The organism is Bradyrhizobium niftali (assembly GCF_004571025.1).
Taxonomy (GTDB): domain Bacteria; phylum Pseudomonadota; class Alphaproteobacteria; order Rhizobiales; family Xanthobacteraceae; genus Bradyrhizobium; species Bradyrhizobium niftali.
Genome location: NZ_SPQT01000017.1, coordinates 177,592 through 194,368, shown reverse-complemented (window position 1 = coordinate 194,368; position 16,777 = coordinate 177,592). Strand labels below are relative to the sequence as shown.

The 16,777-nt window shown below is 64.7% G+C and carries 11 protein-coding genes; 6 read left to right on the top strand and 5 right to left on the bottom strand.

Features of this window, described 5'->3' with window-relative positions; genetic code table 11:
• Positions 1 to 1,601: 1,601 nt before the first annotated feature.
• Positions 1,602 to 1,820 (bottom strand): hypothetical protein, encoded by a 219-nt coding sequence (locus E4K65_RS27375; protein WP_027546172.1) that lies wholly within the window; start codon positions 1,818 to 1,820, stop codon positions 1,602 to 1,604.
• A 433-nt stretch (positions 1,821 to 2,253) separates the two neighbouring features.
• Between E4K65_RS27375 and E4K65_RS27370 the strand changes: the two genes are divergently transcribed.
• Positions 2,254 to 4,575, top strand: coding sequence for a molybdopterin guanine dinucleotide-containing S/N-oxide reductase (locus E4K65_RS27370; RefSeq protein WP_167771192.1), 2,322 nt, complete (start codon positions 2,254 to 2,256; stop codon positions 4,573 to 4,575).
• 382 nt (positions 4,576 to 4,957) lie between these two features.
• Positions 4,958 to 5,458, top strand: a complete 501-nt coding sequence (locus tag E4K65_RS27365; RefSeq protein ID WP_135176758.1) for a Dps family protein — start codon at positions 4,958 to 4,960, stop codon at positions 5,456 to 5,458.
• A 204-nt stretch (positions 5,459 to 5,662) separates the two neighbouring features.
• Here the strand turns inward: E4K65_RS27365 and E4K65_RS27360 are convergent, their stop codons facing one another.
• The 3 genes from E4K65_RS27360 to E4K65_RS27350 form a co-directional block, all read right to left on the bottom strand.
• A complete protein-coding gene (locus E4K65_RS27360; protein ID WP_167771191.1) occupies positions 5,663 to 6,649 on the bottom strand; it encodes a helix-turn-helix domain-containing protein in 987 nt (328 codons plus the stop codon).
• Between the two features lie 350 nt (positions 6,650 to 6,999).
• A complete protein-coding gene (locus tag E4K65_RS27355; RefSeq protein WP_135176756.1) occupies positions 7,000 to 7,707 on the bottom strand; it encodes a hypothetical protein in 708 nt (235 codons plus the stop codon).
• 118 nt (positions 7,708 to 7,825) lie between these two features.
• Positions 7,826 to 10,669 (bottom strand): ATP-binding protein, encoded by a 2,844-nt coding sequence (locus E4K65_RS27350; protein ID WP_135176755.1) that lies wholly within the window; start codon positions 10,667 to 10,669, stop codon positions 7,826 to 7,828.
• A gap of 326 nt (positions 10,670 to 10,995) precedes the next feature.
• Between E4K65_RS27350 and E4K65_RS27345 the strand changes: the two genes are divergently transcribed.
• From E4K65_RS27345 to msrA, 4 genes are all read left to right on the top strand, one after another.
• Positions 10,996 to 11,661 carry a sensor histidine kinase gene (locus E4K65_RS27345; RefSeq protein ID WP_135176754.1) on the top strand — a complete coding sequence of 222 codons (666 nt, stop codon included), beginning with the start codon at positions 10,996 to 10,998 and terminating at the stop codon, positions 11,659 to 11,661.
• Between the two features lie 152 nt (positions 11,662 to 11,813).
• Positions 11,814 to 12,503 (top strand): VOC family protein, encoded by a 690-nt coding sequence (locus E4K65_RS27340; protein WP_135176753.1) that lies wholly within the window; start codon positions 11,814 to 11,816, stop codon positions 12,501 to 12,503.
• A gap of 128 nt (positions 12,504 to 12,631) precedes the next feature.
• The gene (locus E4K65_RS27335; protein ID WP_135176752.1) at positions 12,632 to 13,054 is read left to right on the top strand and encodes an OsmC family protein; all 423 of its coding nucleotides are present in this window, start codon (positions 12,632 to 12,634) and stop codon (positions 13,052 to 13,054) included.
• A gap of 180 nt (positions 13,055 to 13,234) precedes the next feature.
• Positions 13,235 to 13,750 (top strand): peptide-methionine (S)-S-oxide reductase MsrA, encoded by a 516-nt coding sequence (gene msrA, locus E4K65_RS27330; RefSeq protein ID WP_135176751.1) that lies wholly within the window; start codon positions 13,235 to 13,237, stop codon positions 13,748 to 13,750.
• Positions 13,751 to 13,795: 45 nt separating this feature from the next.
• Here the strand turns inward: msrA and E4K65_RS27325 are convergent, their stop codons facing one another.
• Positions 13,796 to 16,630 carry an ATP-binding protein gene (locus E4K65_RS27325; protein WP_135176750.1) on the bottom strand — a complete coding sequence of 945 codons (2,835 nt, stop codon included), beginning with the start codon at positions 16,628 to 16,630 and terminating at the stop codon, positions 13,796 to 13,798.
• Positions 16,631 to 16,777 lie beyond the last annotated feature (147 nt).

Below are 16,777 nucleotides of genomic sequence, written 5' to 3'. Positions count from 1 at the left end.
CGTCCCGCCAGGAAGTCCCAATCGATCTCCGCCGCCAGACGCACCAACGGATGGCGAAGGTTGATGATCTTCTCCAGAGATGGACGAAACAGATCGTCCTGACGATCGTCGCGCGGATGGCTCATGGGTTCTCCCCAACAGCGAATCTCGCCGTCAAAGGAATCACGAAGTCGCCAAATCCGGAATCTTGAAACGCAAGAAAACCAACACCTACCCACGGCTTTCTTGCACAATCGAATACTTGCTCACGACAAATCACAGCGACAGATCAATCGCTTCCGAATTCTTCACGGGCGACTCTGTAACGCGCGGCTTCGCTAGGTAAGCCGTGCGTCCTGCCATTAGTCGTGCAGGCGAATTAGTCGGAAGCTTCTCGCGAAGCCTAAGCCGCTACTCTTATACTATTGCGATCTTCTTATTCTATAATGGGGACGCCTATGTTGGACGACGAATTCAATAAGCAACGTGCGGAAATATTACGTGAACTCGCAGAGCAAGCCGACCCATTCATCAAAAAGCGCCTTTTGAACTTAGTGCAGCGCTACGAACCCCGGCGGCAGCCAACGCCAGTTGACGAACGGTTCGCAACCCGCGGGGATAACGTCGATAGGTAGGCCGCCGCCTGTTGAGCCGACCAATGCAGGCGGCTTCCGTCGGCTAGGTAAACAAGCAGACGGCCCCGGCTGTGTTGCACGTCGGGCCCTTCAAGATCCTGATAGGGGTACCTCCGCCGTGCCTCTTATCATTGATGTCGCCGATTACACCATCCGATCTGGCGCCGACTGTGACAAGGCTGCGGCATCGGGATGATCACATTCGGCCTGAAAGCTGATGGCCGCCAGTTCTGTGGCCAGCTCGCCAGCGTGGGGCGGGGCGAGCAGATTTTCTGGCTGTCTCGATGCGGTAGGGCATCGCGATCGGTGCAGCGGTTATCGAAGCTGAGGCGCCGTCGATTGCGTCGCTCGATGCGCCGCTGGTCGACGGAGGCCGAGGTGTCGGCGATCGCCCCGGCCGAGGAGCCGGATGAAGCGGAGGCGGCGGGCCCGCCCACGCAAACGGGGAGTCCCGGCTGCTAACCGGCTGATGACTTGTCCGTTCCGTGTGCTGCCGCCCCGCCGCCCGAGGCGGACGGGTCGCGCGCTACCTAAAGAGGTCGTCGGAACACAGGTTCTTACTGGCTTGCGAGGTAGCGCACAGAGCTGCTACACACTCCTCGTCTCGCTCCGATTTCTGTAGTGATTTCAGGCCCCTGAGAGGGTCGGCGAGCTGGCTGAGGACCCTCCCGCCCCAGCCACAGCCAACGCGCTGATTCGACTAAGTAAATTTCGTTACTCGAATTGGAAGCTGCAACGCGTCGGGAAATTCATGTTGCCCCGCATTTGGCAATTCTGTGCTGGGTTCGTTTTCGTCGAGCCCATGGAAGCGTTCGCGGAATTACAACGCGGCTCGATTTCTCAAAAAGCGAACTGAGCGACTGAACGCCATCTGCGCGTGGCGTTCCCGCCTCTGATGTTCGCGGACAAGGAGCCGTCGACCTTTGCATCGGTTAAGCGTACTGCGCGAATGATGAACGATCCGCCATAGCAGACGCCAGACCCGCTTCACCGCATCACTATCAGCAGCAACGCGGTAATCAACGCAGCAAGACACAACGATAGCTTCAAGTAGAGCGGTAAGCGGACGGGGTTGGATTCTCTTACCGTTTCGTACTTCCTGGCTTCTCGAATGACGGTCTCAATGGCATTTCGAGTTTCGGCGGAAGCTCCCTCGGCCAAAGCACGCGCCGTCTTTTCAAGTTCTTTGATGTTGCTCTTTTGCATGCAACGACGGACCTCGAGAGTGACACATCCACAAATAACAAGCCGCGGTCGGAAACCAACGACTTGGCTGTCATGTTAGTACGGATACCTGCGTGCTGTGGAGCGAGAATTTCCGGAACGTGCGACGGATGCCCATTTTCGGCCGGATAAGCCCTGGGGGCGACCGCGGCAAGCCGTTGATTGTCCTTAGCCCGTAGCTTGCTCTCGTTCCGCGGGCCCCAGGTTCGAGCGCTGGTGCGCCGCCCGGGCTTTAGAGCATCGGCTCGAACTGGCAGTGCACGAGCATCTCGGATCCGTCGCCGATCGTTCCGCCACAGATCCCCACCTGCCTGCGTCGCGCGCGGGAGCCCAGCGTTTCCGTCAACCCTGATCTCGACGACATCGGGACGTGGATCGGTATACTGCCGCCATGTACCGGAACAAGGATCAGACGATGGACGATACGATTGGCTTCCCCGACCCCGGCCTCGACCTGTCCGACGGCTTCAAGCCGCACACCTCGCATTGGGGCGTGTTCTCGGCTCGTAATAGTGCAGCCGGCCTTGAGGTCAGGGCCTATGCAGGCGATCCTGATCCGAACGGCATCATCGACAATTTCCCCGGCGCGCTGCGGCACCAGGCGCGCATCGCCCAGCCGGCGATTCGCCGCGGCTGGCTCGAGCGAGGTCCCGGCCCGGACGATCGCCGCGGCCGCGACGAATTCGTCTCCGTGAGCTGGGAGAAGGCGCTCGACCTCCTCGGCGACGAACTCGGCCGCATCCGCGACACGCGCGGGCCCGGCGCCGTGTTCGGCGGCTCCTATGGCTGGTCGAGCGCGGGCCGCTTTCACCACGCGCAGAGCCAGGTGCATCGCTTCCTCAACATCGCGATGGGCGGCTATGTGCGCTCGGTGAACACCTATTCCTCCGGCGCGTCCTCGGTGCTGCTGCCGCAGATCTTGGCGGGCTACGAGGACATCACCAAGCGCAACGTCACCTGGGAGCAGATTGCGACTGAGACCGACATCGTGCTGGCGTTCGGCGGCATGGCGCTGAAGAACTCCATGGTGGCCGGCGGCTCGATCAGCAAGCATGTCGAGCGCGGCGCGATGGAAACGGCGCGCCGGCGCGGCTGCGAGTTCATCCTGGTCAGCTCGTTGCGTGAAGACCTGCCGGTCGAGGCCGGAGCCGAGTGGATGACCTGCTTGCCCAGCACCGACACCGCGCTGATGCTCGGCATCGTCCACACGCTGGTCAGCGAGAACCTGCACGATCAGGCCTTCCTCGACCGCTACACCGAGGGCTGGCCCGTCTTCCTGCGTTATCTCACCGGCGACAGCGATGGACAGTCGAAGAGCGCCGAGTGGGCTGCCGCGATCTCCGGCGTCGGCGCGGACACGATCCGCACGCTCGCCCGCCGCCTTGCCGGAAAGCGCGCGCTCATCACCGTCTCGCATTCGCTGCAGCGCGCCGAGCATGGCGAGCAGCCGGTGTGGATGGGCATGGTGCTGGCGGCAGCCCTCGGCCAGATCGGCTTGCCCGGCGGCGGCTACGCCTATTCATTGGGGGCGATCGGCTATTACGGCCGCCGCGTCAACGACGTGCCGGGGCCGACGCTCGGCCAGGGCCGCAACGGCGTCCGTGATTTCATCCCGGTCGCGCGCATCGCCGACATGCTGCTCAATCCCGGAACCACCTATCGCTACAATGGCGAGACGCGCACCTATCCGGACATCCGCCTCGTCTACTGGGCCGGCGGCAATCCCTTCCATCACCATCAGGACATCAACCGCCTGCGCAAGGCCTTCGCCAAGCTCGACACGCTGGTCGTGCACGAGCTGGCCTGGACCGCCACCGCGCGGCATGCCGACATCGTGCTGCCATCGACCATGACGCTGGAACGCGAGGACATCGGCTATTCCACCAACGATCCCCTCATGGTTGCGATGCACCGGATCGCCGAGCCGTTTGGCCTGGCGCGGGACGACTACGAGATCTTTGCCGATCTTGCCGAACGTCTCGGCGCGCGCGAGCCCTTCACCGAGGGACGCACGTCGCGGCAATGGCTGGAGCATCTCTACGAGCCGACCCGGGCCTCGCTCGAAGCGCGCGGCCTCGAGGCGCCAGGCTTCGACGAATTCTGGCAGCGCGGCAGCCTGGTCGTGCCGCAACAGCCCGACGACGGCGGCCGGTTGCGCCGCTTCCGCGAGGATCCGGTCGCTCACGCCCTGCCGACGCCGAGCGGCCGCATCGAGATTTTCTCTGCGAAGATCGAAGGCCATGGCGATGCGGATTGTCCGGGCCATCCGGTCTGGCTGGAGAAGACCGACATGCCCACGCCCGGCGCGCCGTGCTTCCTCGTCGCCAACCAGCCGGTGACGCGCCTGCACAGCCAGCTCGACTTCGGCGGACATTCGCTTCAAAGCAAACATCGGGGACGCGAGGTCGCGCGCATGAACCCGCGCGATGCCGACGCGCGCGGCATCAAGGACGGCGACATCATCCGCCTGTTCAACGCGCGCGGCGCCTGCCTCGCCGCGGTCCACGTCACCGACGGCATCGCGCCCGGCGTGGTCCAGCTCCCGACCGGCGCCTGGTACGACCCGATGGATCCCGAGGACGACGCGCCGCTCTGCGTCCACGGCAATCCGAACGTGCTCACCCGCGACATCGGCACATCGTCCTTCGCGCAGGGCTGCACGGGGCAGCTGACGACGGTGGAGGTGGAGAAGTTCACCGGCAATCTGCCGCCGATACGCGCGTTCGATCCGGTGTAGCGGAGTGTGGTCGTAGCGACGTAGCTCGGACGGAGCGCAACGAAATCCGGGGCCGCTCGGTCGGCGTAGCACTTTTCCCGGATTGCGCTCCGCTCCATCCGGGCTACAGATCCTTGCGTTGTGTGAGGCAACATTTTCGTGTCCCGGACGCAGCGCAGCGCCCTTCAGCGGTGCGCTGCAGAGCCGGGGCCCACCGCGCCCTACCGTGTCGCCATCCGGGTCCCGGCTCTGCGCAGCAACGCTAAGGGGCGTTGCAGCGCGTCCGGGACACGAGAGCGGCGTAGCCCACCCGTGCGAATTTGAAATCGGCCCGGGCATGACGAAAGAAAGCTCGCGCGCCGCGCTGCTAAGGATTCGTGATTCCAGGCAAGGATCAACGAACATGACAAAGGCAGACCTCCAAAGCCCGACCGATCTCGGCGCCAACGCGAACCGGGACATTCCCGCCGCGCTGCGCGCCCTGCTCGCCGATGTCTTCGCGCTCTATCTGAAGACTAAGAACTTCCACTGGCACATGTCGGGCAGCCATTTTCGCGACTATCACCTGCTGCTGGACGAGCAGGCCGACCAGATCTTCGCCATGACCGACGACATCGCGGAGCGCGCGCGCAAGATCGGCGGCACGACGCTGCGCTCGATCGGCCACATCGCGCGCGAGCAGCGCATCCTCGACAACGACGCGGACTATGTCGACCCCCTGGACATGCTGGCGGAATTGCGCAGCGACAATCAGCAGCTGACGCGGGAGATGCGGCGCGTACATGAGCTCTGCGACGAATATGGCGATGTCGCAACCGCAAGCCTGATCGAGAACTGGATCGATGAGGCCGAGCGCCGGGTCTGGTTCCTGTACGAGTCCGGCCGCACCGGTCCGCATGCGTGATGCCGCGCGCCGCGGTGGCGGTTGCAGCGATACAAAGAAAAGGGGCCGTCCTGTGGGGGAGCAGGGACGGCCCCGAGTGGCTCGTAGGCCCGGGAGGAGGGCGCGAGCCGGCGCAAGTGGAGGGGCACTTGCGTTCGAAACGTTGCAGACCAAACCAGAGGCGTATTCCGCAATTCCAATGTCGCGCGTGTCGATAAGGACGCGCTACGCGGCCGCGCTGGCCATCCAATCCCTGTCCGCAGCAGGACGGCGCCGCGGCAGCGCTTCGACTGCGAGAGGCTCGGCCTTGCTGGCGAGGCGCCAGCGTGCCGGAGACTGGCCGCTGATGCGCTTGAAGACGGTCGAAAAATGCGCCTGCGTGCTGAAACCGACTGCAAGCGCGATCTCGGCCAATGGCCGGCCGGTCGTTGCGAGCAGCGTCTTCGCGTGCTCGATCCGGTGATTGAGCAGATATTCGCGCGGACGGTAGCCGGTCGCCGCGCGGAATTGTGCTGCAAAGTGCATCCTGGACAGGCCGGCGACATTGGCGAGTTCGGACAGGCTGATGCAGCGGTCGAAATTGTCCGCGATGTATTGCTCGACGCGCCGCAGCCGCCATTTCGGCAAGGCGTTGACCCTGGCGCGCGGCGGCTCCAGCCGGGCCAGGTGCATCGCAAGGGTCTTGCCGATGCAGCGTGCGAACTGCTGGTCCGCGGCATCGCTGTGCTCGGTCAGCGCCTTGGCGAGCTCGGCGGCGAGCGGGTCGCGCAGCAGGACGAGGTCGCCAAGTCCTTCAGCGGCAGGCAATGGCGCCGGGAAATGATCAGCGGAGATGTGGAAGTGCAGGAAGGCGCAAGGCGCCTGGAATTGTGCGGCGAGAGGCTTCGACGGCGCGCTGACATAAAGTGTCCCTGCGGGCATGGTGCCGTCGAAGATGACCTGGCGGTCGCGGGTCAATTTCGCGCGCGTGGTCTTCAGGGCAATGCCGACGAAGTAGCGATCCTCCGGCGTCGTCGCGTCGTGCGACGAGCCGTCTCTGAGATCCTCCCACCGCGAAATCGTGATGTCCTCGACCGCCGCCTCCGGGCTGCGGTCGATGCGGCGCCATCCGCGTTCCCTGAGGATCGCCTGTGCCGCCTGGCGGACCTGGTGATCGCGTGGGGCGGCCTGAAGATCAATCCAGGCAGGCGCCGCATGCAAGTCGGTAAACATCGCTCGTCCTCTCTTGGCACCACGGCCGCTGGCGGCGACCGGCAAACTCTCAAGCCCAAAGCTTTCAACAGGGCTTTCAGGAAGGTTTTCGATGCTCGGAGGATAGGCGTGAGCCGGACAAGAAGCCCGTTAGTGATGATTAGGATGTGTTAGATTTTGTGTGCGCGAATATGGTGTGACAGCCCGTCGCAGAGAGGCCGACTTTGTCAGCTTTTTCAATTCTTTGCGCCGATTGGCGTAGTGCGAGGGCAGGCGGGACGCGACGCGGCGATCGACACACTGGTGTGAGTTTCGTGCTCTGCGTTCACTGGGCCTCGCGTAGACATTGCGAGGGCGGCGTGTCGCCGCTGCTACTCGAACACGGCGTCGAAGATCTCGACGTCCATCAGCACGGGCTTGGCAATCTGGGTTCCATCAGCCTGCAGCGTCTGCACGCGCCGAAGCGTCGGCACCACAATGCCGCCGAAATTGTCATGGGCCCAGGAATGATGCGCGACCTTCATCCCGAAGAGATCGTGATCCGTCCGCCGCTGCAAAGCGTTCTGGTCGAAATAGAAGATCTGCTCGGGCGCGAGCGTGATCAGGTGCGCGGGGAATTGCGCCCGCAGCCGCCGCCAGGTCTCAGTGCCTTCAGACCGGGGCGACAGTTCCTCCAACACGACATCGGGATGAGCAAGCAGGAATGGAATCGTCAGGTAATTCCAGATCGCGACGCCGCAGAAGAAGACGAGATGCAGTTCGTCCGCAAGCGCGGGGGCACTGGCCGCGGGAAACGCAAGGCTCGGATTGCGCCAGGTCCGCAGCACCTCGCCATCCAGGCTTTCGATCGTGATCGCGTCCGGCTGAAAGGAGCCTGAGTGTTCTCCCCCGGTGATGCCGGTGAAGCGGACGGATTGCGTCCGGGTCGAACCTTCCGCGGTCACATCCTTGAATTCTCTGGCGTGTCCGGCACTGGAGAACAGCGTTCCGCCGACGGAAAGGTGGAGCGTGAAACGGTTCAAGCTGCTCCAGCGGTCCAAACCGCCGCTGGCATCGATTACATCGTCAAGGAGAGCCATGTCCCGCCATATCCACCGTGAAACGCCACCACCATGGCGGGGCGCATGCGGCTTGGCGTGTTAGAAGTTGTTAGGAGTTGCGAGCAGGCAGTATGGCGGTATCTCGTTGAAGATACTCTCAATTCAGGGTACCCAGGAGCTCCCTGGCAGCTAACAGATCGCGGGTCTGGAGGCCCTCCTGGTACCGCACGAGGAGCGGCGCGAGCAGATCGCGTGCCTCGCCAGCCTTTCCGGCATGACGCCAGACGCGGCCGAGGCTGATCGCCCCCCGCAGCTCCCAGCCGAGCGCGCCTTGCCGGCGTGATAGATCGAGCGATTTCCGGAAGTAATTCTCGGCCTCGGCGGCATTGCCCGATCGGGCCAGGATGTCGCCCTTGACCCTGAGCATCTCCGGCATGTCGAAGGATTCGCCGTGATCGGGAATCTGGGCGATGGCCTCATCGATCGTGCGCAAGGCCTCGTCGGGCCGGTTCTCGGAGGCAAGCCCCTCCGCGAGCGCGGTCGCAAACACCGTCGTCATGATCCGGTGCCGCGTGGCGTAAAGCGTGGCCTGGCTGCGGCGAAGATGCTCGATCCCGCCGGTGACGTCGCCGCGGCGCAGCAGCAGCTCGCCCTTCTGGCCGATGCCGACCGCGTGATAGGGGCCGAGAAAATGCCGCGCCGAATGGTCGATCAGCCGCTCGATCAGGCTTTCGGCACTGGCCCAGTCGCCGACCCAGAGGAACACGTAGATGGTCCAGATCAGGGCAATGCCGAGGGTGAGCGGCTGTTCGAGCAGCTCGGCCTCGCGCACCGTGTATCTGGCCGCCTCGATCGCCCGATCGGGCCGGCCGGTGAGCCAGAGCCCGCGCGCCAGCGCCACCAGTGCAACGATGCGGTCGTCATAACCGAGATGGCTGATGTTCAGCCGCTGCGAGCCGGGATTGTGCACCACCGCGCTCTCGCAGAACTGCACGGCCTTGTCCTGGTTGCCGATCAGATGGTGGGCGACGCCGAGCATCCATTCCACGTTCAGTGCGGCGGCTGGATCATTCAGCTTCCGCGCGACGCCTTCGCCCTGCTCGCCGGTTCCGAGCGCGCCGTGAAAATCTCCGACCCTGGTCAGGTAGATGTGCAGGCCGCGCAGCAGCCAGAGATGCCAGTGCAGGTCCTCGAGCTCTCTGGCAAGCTGGAGGCTGCGCGTGAACGCGGAGCGGACCGCCTCCGTATTGCCCTGCGTGAACATCACGGAGACGCCGAGCGCGGCCTGCAACGTCATCTCCTGGCGGCTGTCGATCGCGCCCGTATCGAGAGACACCAGCGCCTGCTGTGTCCAGCGGTAGCATTCCGTCAGCAACGTCAGCTCGAGGAAGAACTGAGCCGCCGAGGCCGCCAGATCCACGCCGATCGCCCGGTCGCCGCCGTCCGCGAAGCTCCAGGTCAGCGCGGCCCTCACATTGGGCAGGTGGTCGGCATAGGGAAGGAAGCCGCCCGCGCTCTGCATGCCGGTGGATTTGAGCGCGATGTCGCGCAGGAAATCGCGGAAATATTCGGCATGGGCGCGCGCGACGCGGGCCGCTTCCGCGTGCTCGACGAGCTTGTCGCCGACGAAGGCGCGGGTGGTGTCGAGCAGGCGATAGCGCAGCCGCCGTTCCGCGGGCGAGGTCGCGATCAGGGACTTGGCGAGCAGGTTCGAGATGGCTTCGACGGCCTCGGATTCGCCGATGCCCTGGCAGGACGCGACGGCAAGCGCGGCTTCCAGGGTGAAGGGTCCCACGAATACCGACAATCCGCGCAGCGTTGCGCTTTCGGCTGCCGGCAGCAAATCGTAGCTCCAGGCGAGTGCCGCGCTCAGGGTCTGGTGCCGCGGGATTGCGCTGCGCCGTCCCCGCCACAGCAGCGAGAAGCGGCTGTCCAGCAGCGAGGCGGTCCCGGCAATGCCATAGGCGTTCACACGTCCTGCCGCGAGCTCGATCGCGAGCGCGATGCCGTCCAGCCGCCGGCAGATCTCGGCGACGAGCGGCGCGTCCTCCTCGCTGAGCTCGAATTCGCTCAGGCTCTCGGCAATGCGTTCTACGAAGAGTTGGCTTGCGGGATAGGCAAGGATGTCGGCGATGCCGAGCCCGTCGCGCTCTGGGGGACAATCCAGCGGAAACAGCCGATGGACGCGCTCACCTTCGCTGCGAAAGGATTCGCGGCTGGTGGCGAGAATATGCAGCTTCGGCGCCTCCTGAACGAGGCGTTCGGCCACCGGCGCGAGCTCGTCGAGGATGTGCTCGCAACTGTCGAACACCAGCAGCGTCCGCCGGCTGCGCAGGAACGCCAGCAGGCCCGGCATCGGGTCGTCGGAATTGACGGTCAGGCCCAGGGTGGCCGCAATCGTTCCGGGAACCAGCCGGGCATCCGTCAGCGCTCCGAAATCGACGAAGCTCACCTGGCCGTCGAAGGCCGTGAACTCGCGATGCGCGACGGCAAGTGCGACCGAGGTCTTGCCGATCCCGCCGGGGCCGACGATTGTGACGAAGCGATGCAGGGCAAGCTCGGCCGAAATCTTCTCGACGGCCTCGTCCCGCCCGATCATCCGCGCAAGCGGCGAGGGCAGCGCGTGGGGCGACGAGACAGGCGGGCTGGTCCGGCTCTCCGAGGGTGCAGGGTGATGCAGCGGGGCGGCGAAACAATAGCCGCGTCCTGGGACGTTGACGACGTAGCGGGCACCTTCGCCGGCATCCCCCAAGGCCTTGCGCAGCGTCGTGATGTGGAAGCGCAGGCTGCCTTCGTCGACCGTCACGCCGGACCAGACCCGCTTGATCAACTCTCGTTTGTCAACGACCTCGCCGGCGCGCTCGGCGAGAAAAATGAGAATGTCGAGCGCACGGCCGCCAAGGTGAAGCGGCGCGCCGTCCTTCTCCAGCAGCCGCGACTTTGCAAGCAGCCGGAATGGACCGAAGGCAATGGCCGAATCCTGGTCGTTAGTGTCCGGCAAGGGCCAATGATTCCAGTGAAAGGGCTGGCGTCTGCGCTTTGATTGAACAGAGCGAAGTTATCAGTAAACGGACCGAAAGTGGCGAAATCGCGTGGGTATCGCCGAACGCAGGCGGCATATCCGTCGCAAATTTTGCTTAAACGCGAGCGGTTTACGACGCGACTGCGACAATTCGTCAGCAGGCTTGACCGTCGCGACAACAGCTTCTGCCGACAGGTGTGATGCCGCCGATCATAACAAAATCTTGCAACGTCTAACGGGCAAATCGCGCGCGATGCATCCAGTATGGCCTTCGAGTTAGGTCCTGTTCCAACGGGGAGGCTATCATGTCCGCTATCGGCTCCATGTCGAACGGCAGCGCCGCGCGATCGCAATTCGTCGGCAGCCTTGACGATCAGTCGCGCGATTGGGAACTCGTGCTGCGGGAGTCCCACCACCGCATGAAGAACACGCTGACGCTGCTGGGTGCGTCAGTCCGTCGCGACTTCACGCGGGCCGGCACCAGGGACGTGTCGCTTGCGGTGGATCGGTTCGAGCGGCGCGTCGTGGCGTTCGGCAGGCTCTATCAGCTTCTGTCCGACAACGGCGATCAATCGATGGTCCCCGTCGGGGCCTTCTTCGAAAATCTCTGCGGAGCGATCTCCGAGGCCGTGCTGGAGCCGGCGGGCATCCGCTGCGAGGCCGCGATCGAGAACGGCGTGCTGCCGGCATCGCAATGTCATCGGCTCGCGCTGATGCTGACGGAGCTGGTCACGAACGCGGCAAAGCATGCCTTCCCGAACAAGAATGGTGCGCTGATCCGCATCGACCTCGCCAACTGCGACGGCGCCTGGGTCTGCACGGTGGCCGACAACGGGATCGGCGCCATCGGGCCGCTTCAGGGCACCGGCAGCCGCATTCTCGAAGGGCTCGCACGCAGCATCCACGCGCGGCTGCATGGCGAGGCGGGGGAGGGCGGCACGCGGGTGACCATCGTGATGCCGGCTGCTTGAAGTTCGACTGTGTCCGGAACCGCTAACGAGCCCAGGCATTCGATAACGAGCGGCATTCGCCATTCTGCGCAAAGTTGAGCCTGTAAAGCAAAGTTGAGCCTGCATTGAATGGGTTCGGTTGCGAACCCGTGCCTCACACCAGGGAGTTCGACATGGCTACACTCGAAATCGATCGCGAAGCCGGGACCAAGCCCTCGCCATCGCGCAGCGTTGATCTGAAGCTCGAGGTCGTCGTCATCCCGGTGTCCGACGTCGACCGCGCCAAGGCGTTCTACATGCGCCTCGGCTGGCGACTGGACGCCGACTTTGCCTCTGGCGGCGACTGGCGCGTGATCCAGTTCACGCCGCCGGGCTCGGCCTGCTCGGTGATCTTCGGCAGGAACGTCACGGCGGCAGCGGCCGGCTCGGCGCGAGGCCTGTATCTGATCGTCTCCGATCTGGAGGCCGCGCGACAAGATCTGCTCGACCGCGGCATAGCGGTCAGCGAGCCGTTCCACGGCGGCGGCGACGTTCATGCCGGGCCGGACGAGCCATACCTGTTCGGCAGTATCCGGGTCAGCGGCGCTGACCCGATGCGCGGCAGCTACGGCTCCTTCGCCGCGTTCAGCGATCCCGACGGCAATGGCTGGCTGTTCCAGGAGGTCACCACACGACTGCCCGGACGCATCGCAGGCGACGGCACGAATTTCCCCTCGCAGACCGATCTGGCGGCGGCACTGCGCAGCGCGTCAGTGGCGCATGGCGAGCACGAGAAGCGAACCGGCGGACACGACGACAACTGGGCGGACTGGTACGCCGACTACATCGTGCGCGAGCAGGCCGGTCAGCCGCTGCCGTCCTGAAATTGCGGCATTCTCCGTTCGCGGCGCGCGATGACTTGGTCATCGCGCGCCGGCGACAGGCGGTCACGCTGATGTCGCCTTCGGCCGGTACCGAGCGCCGGTGCTGAAATTAAACAAGGAGAATTGAGATGATCCGCAAGGCAACAGCAGTCTGGAAGGGCACCGGTCGCGATGGCACGGGCCAGCTGTCGAGTGAATCCGGCGTGCTCGCCGGGACGCCGTATTCGTTCAAGACGCGCTTCGAGAACGAGAAGGGCACCAATCCCGAGGAATTGATCGCAGCGGCCCATGCCGGCTGCTTCACCATGGCGCTGGCCTTCGGTCTTCAGCTCGCCGGTTTCACGCCGGACGAGCTCTCGACCGAAGCGGCCGTCACGCTCGAGCCCGAAGGCAAGGGCTTCAAGATCAGCAAGTCGGCGCTCACGCTGCGCGCCAAGGTGCCGAACCTTGACGACGCCGGTTTCGCCAAGATCGCCGGCGAGGCCGAGAAGAACTGCCCGGTGTCGAAGGTGCTCAACGCCGCGATCACGCTCGACGCCAAGCTGACCTGACCGCGTCGTCAAACAAGTTGCCCATCCGGCCCTGATCGGGAAAACTGAAGCTGCGCAAGCTTCGGTAGCCCGAGAAGAGCCGGATGGAGATTTGCGGGAATGCCCGGCTCACGCCATGTGATATAGAGCGTATCGAATGGCTGGTGCGAGCGAGCCGAACGATCAATTGGGAGCGGAGATATGACGACAGAGCGCGCAGTGTTGGCGGGAGGCTGCTTCTGGGGCATGCAGGATCTGATCCGCAAGCAGCCCGGGGTGATTTCGACTCGCGTCGGCTACACCGGCGGAGAGGTGAAGAACGCGACCTATCGCAATCATGAGGGCCACGCCGAGGCGATCGAGATCATCTTCGATCCGGCGAAAACGAGCTATCGGACGATGCTGGAGTTCTTCTTCCAGATCCACGATCCCACCACGCTCAACCGTCAGGGCAATGACTGGGGCACGAGCTATCGCTCCGCGATCTTCACGACGAGCGACGAGCAGAGGCGGATCGCGGAGGACACGATCGCCGACGTCGAGGCCTCGCATCTGTGGCCCGGCAAAGTGGTGACCGAAGTCACGCCCGCCGGCGATTTCTGGGAGGCCGAGCCGGAGCACCAGGATTATCTCGAACGCTATCCGGACGGCTACACCTGTCACTTCATCCGGCCCGGCTGGAAGCTGCCGCGGCGCGCGGCCGCCGTGGGAGGCTAGACCGCATCGTCGCGCATGGTCGGGGGACAGGCCGAGCGGTGAGCCTCAGCTCCGGAGCTGCGCAATCAGACCTTGGGCTTCGCGCATGTCGGCGGTGCGGGATCCCTCGGTCAGCGGCCGGCAAATGGTTTCCAGAACCTCCAGCGCCTCTGCATCGCGGCCTTGTCCCAGCCTGAACCGGGCAATGCTGATGGCGCATCTCAGCTCCCACGATCGCGCGCCCTGCTGCGTTGCGATGTCCATCGCCTCGCGAAAAGCCGCTTCGGCGGCGGGCAGGCCCTTCGTCTGCTTGAGCATCAATTCGGCCTTGATGCGGATCAGCTCCGGCAGATACCAGCGCTCCTGGCGGTCGTTGCAACGCGCCAGGATGTCCTCGATCATCTCCAGGCCGCGATCAGCCTGGTCGGCCTCGCCGAAACACGCGGCGAGTTCACCAAGCAGAGGAAGAAAGCGCGGCAGGAAGCGCGCATCGCCGGCGCGGTTGAGCTCTTCGCGCAGCAGCGGCAGGCCGGTCGCGGCGTCGCCGCGCTTGGCAACGACTGCCGCGTTGAAGGCGCGTGCCCACAGGCCCCACAGCCGGATCGCGTGCCGCTCGGCGTGTTCGAGCAGCTCGGTGCCGTGGCGTTCCGCGGCGTCGAAATCGCCGGCCCAGAAGGCGATCGGGCAGGCCGCCTGACCCAGCACGCTGCAGAAGGTCAGCGCGTGGCCGTTGGCGAGGCCTTCCTCGATGTTTCGCGCGGCCAGCGCCTGCGCCTGGTCGGCGAGGCCTTGCAGCCAGAGAATGCGGGCCCGGAAATATTGCGTCGATATCCTGAGATCGAGCGGGAAGATCTTCGGCTTCTCCGCCAGCACATGCAGCGACGCGTTCACCCGGTCGATATGTTCCCGCGCGTCGTTCTGGTCACCGAGATAATGCAGCGCGACGGCCATCAGCCGGTCGCCCAGCATGAGGTCGGACTTGTCGTGAGAATTCGCCGCCGCGTTCGCAAAACGATCGGCGAGTGCGCGGGCCTTGCCGAACTGTCCGTTGTTGAACTGGTCGATGCACAGGCCCCAGAGCGCGCGCAGGCGAAAGTCCTTGTCGTCGAGCCTGTCGGCGAGCTCGAGAGTCGTCTCGAGGATCGGACGCGCTTCGCGCGCACGGCCCTCGCCATACATCAGCGACCAGCCGAGCGCCGACAGGAGCTGCATGCGGACGCGGTCGTCGCCGCCGTCTCCGAGCGCGGCGAGTGCCGTTCTCGTGCGCTCGCGGCATTCGGCGAACAGCGAAAGCCGCACCCACAGCGTGACCGCGGCGGCCGTCAGCGCGATTCCCAGCGCCGGATCGCCGTCGGGCCCGAAGGCCCAGTTCAGCGCGGCGCGCACATTGTCCAGCTCCGCGCCGTAGACGTGCAGCCATTCGGGCAGCGGCGTCGACGTGTCGGCCTCGGCGCGCTCGAAGAAATCGCGAAAATGCTCGGCGTGGCGCCGTGCGAACTGCCTGGTTTCACCGAGCTCGTTGAGCTTGCCATGCGCGTAGGTGCGCGTGGTGTCGAGCAGGCGATAGCGCAGCGTGCGCGAGCCCGACGGCGAGATCAGCGATTTGGTGACCAGGCTGTCGATCGCCTCTAAAGTCTCCGATTCGCTGACGCCGTCGCCGGCCGCGACCGTGGCAGCGGCCTCCGGCGCGAAGGGCCCGGCGAATACCGACAGTCGCCGCAAGGTGGCGCTCTCGGCCGCGGGCAGCAGGTCGTAGCTCCAGTCGAGGGCTGCGGCGAGTGTCTGGTGCCGCGGCACGGCCGTGCGCCGTCCGCGCCATTGCAGCGAAAAACGGCTGTCGAGCAGGGAAGCCGTGCCTGCGATGCCATAGGCATTGACGCGGCCCGCCGCGAGCTCGATCGCCAGCGCAATGCCGTCGAGGCGCCGGCAGATGCTCGCGACGAGCGGGGCCTCTTCTGCGCTGAGCTGGAACGGACCCGAGCTCTGGGCAATACGCTCGACGAAGAGTTGGGCCGCGGGGTAGGTGAGGACCTCGGCGACACCAAGGTCTTCGCGTTCCGGCGGACAATCCAGCGGGAACAGCCGGAAGATCCGCTCGCCATCGCTCCGGAACGACTCGCGGCTGGTGGCGAGAACACGAAGCTGCGGCGCTTCGCGAACGATGCGCTCGACCAGCGGGGCCAGATCATCCAGCACGTGTTCGCAGCTGTCGAAGATCAGCAGGGCCGGCCCGGTGTTGAGAAATGTCAGCAAGGCCGGCGTCGGATCCTCCGCGTTGATGGTCAGCCCGAGCGCGGAGGCGATGGTGGTTGCTATGTGGCTGGCATCCCTCAGTGGGCCGAAGTCGACGAAGAAGACGCGGCCGCCGAAATCCTGGGAACGCCGATGCCCGACGGTGACGGCGACCGCGGTCTTGCCGATCCCGCCCGGGCCAACCACGGTCATGAAGCGATAGAGCGACAGTCCGTTGGAGATCTTCTCGATGACCTCCTCTCGTCCGATCATCTTCGCGAGCTGAACGGGCAGGCGGGGAGGGGCGATGTCGGAGGAGACCGGCGCGACCGGAGGGGCCGCCTTAGCGAGCGAGGCGACGAAGCAATAGCCGCGGCCGGGCACATTGACGACATAACGGGCGGACTTGCCGGTGTCGCCGAGCGCCTTGCGCAGCGCTGCGACATGGAAGCGCAGGCTGCCTTCGTCGACATTGACGTCGGCCCAGATGCGCTTGACCAGCTCCCTCTTGTCGACGACTACACCGGGGCGTTCGGCCAGGAAGATGAGAATATCGAGCGCGCGGCCGCCGACATGAAGCGGCGAGCCCTCCTTCTCCAAGAGCCGGGACTTTGGGAACAGCCGAAAGGGCCCAAACGAAATGGCCGAGTCTTCGTTATGCTCTGGCACGCGCCATCGCCCCCACCACGGGAGTCAAAAGGTATTACTTTTTGGTCTACCAGAACGAAGCGTACAGTAAACTGTCCGAAAGCAGCATGGCTGGCAGACCTGCGCAGATCGCTTGGATCGTCACCGGCTCGCCGAAATAAGACTTGG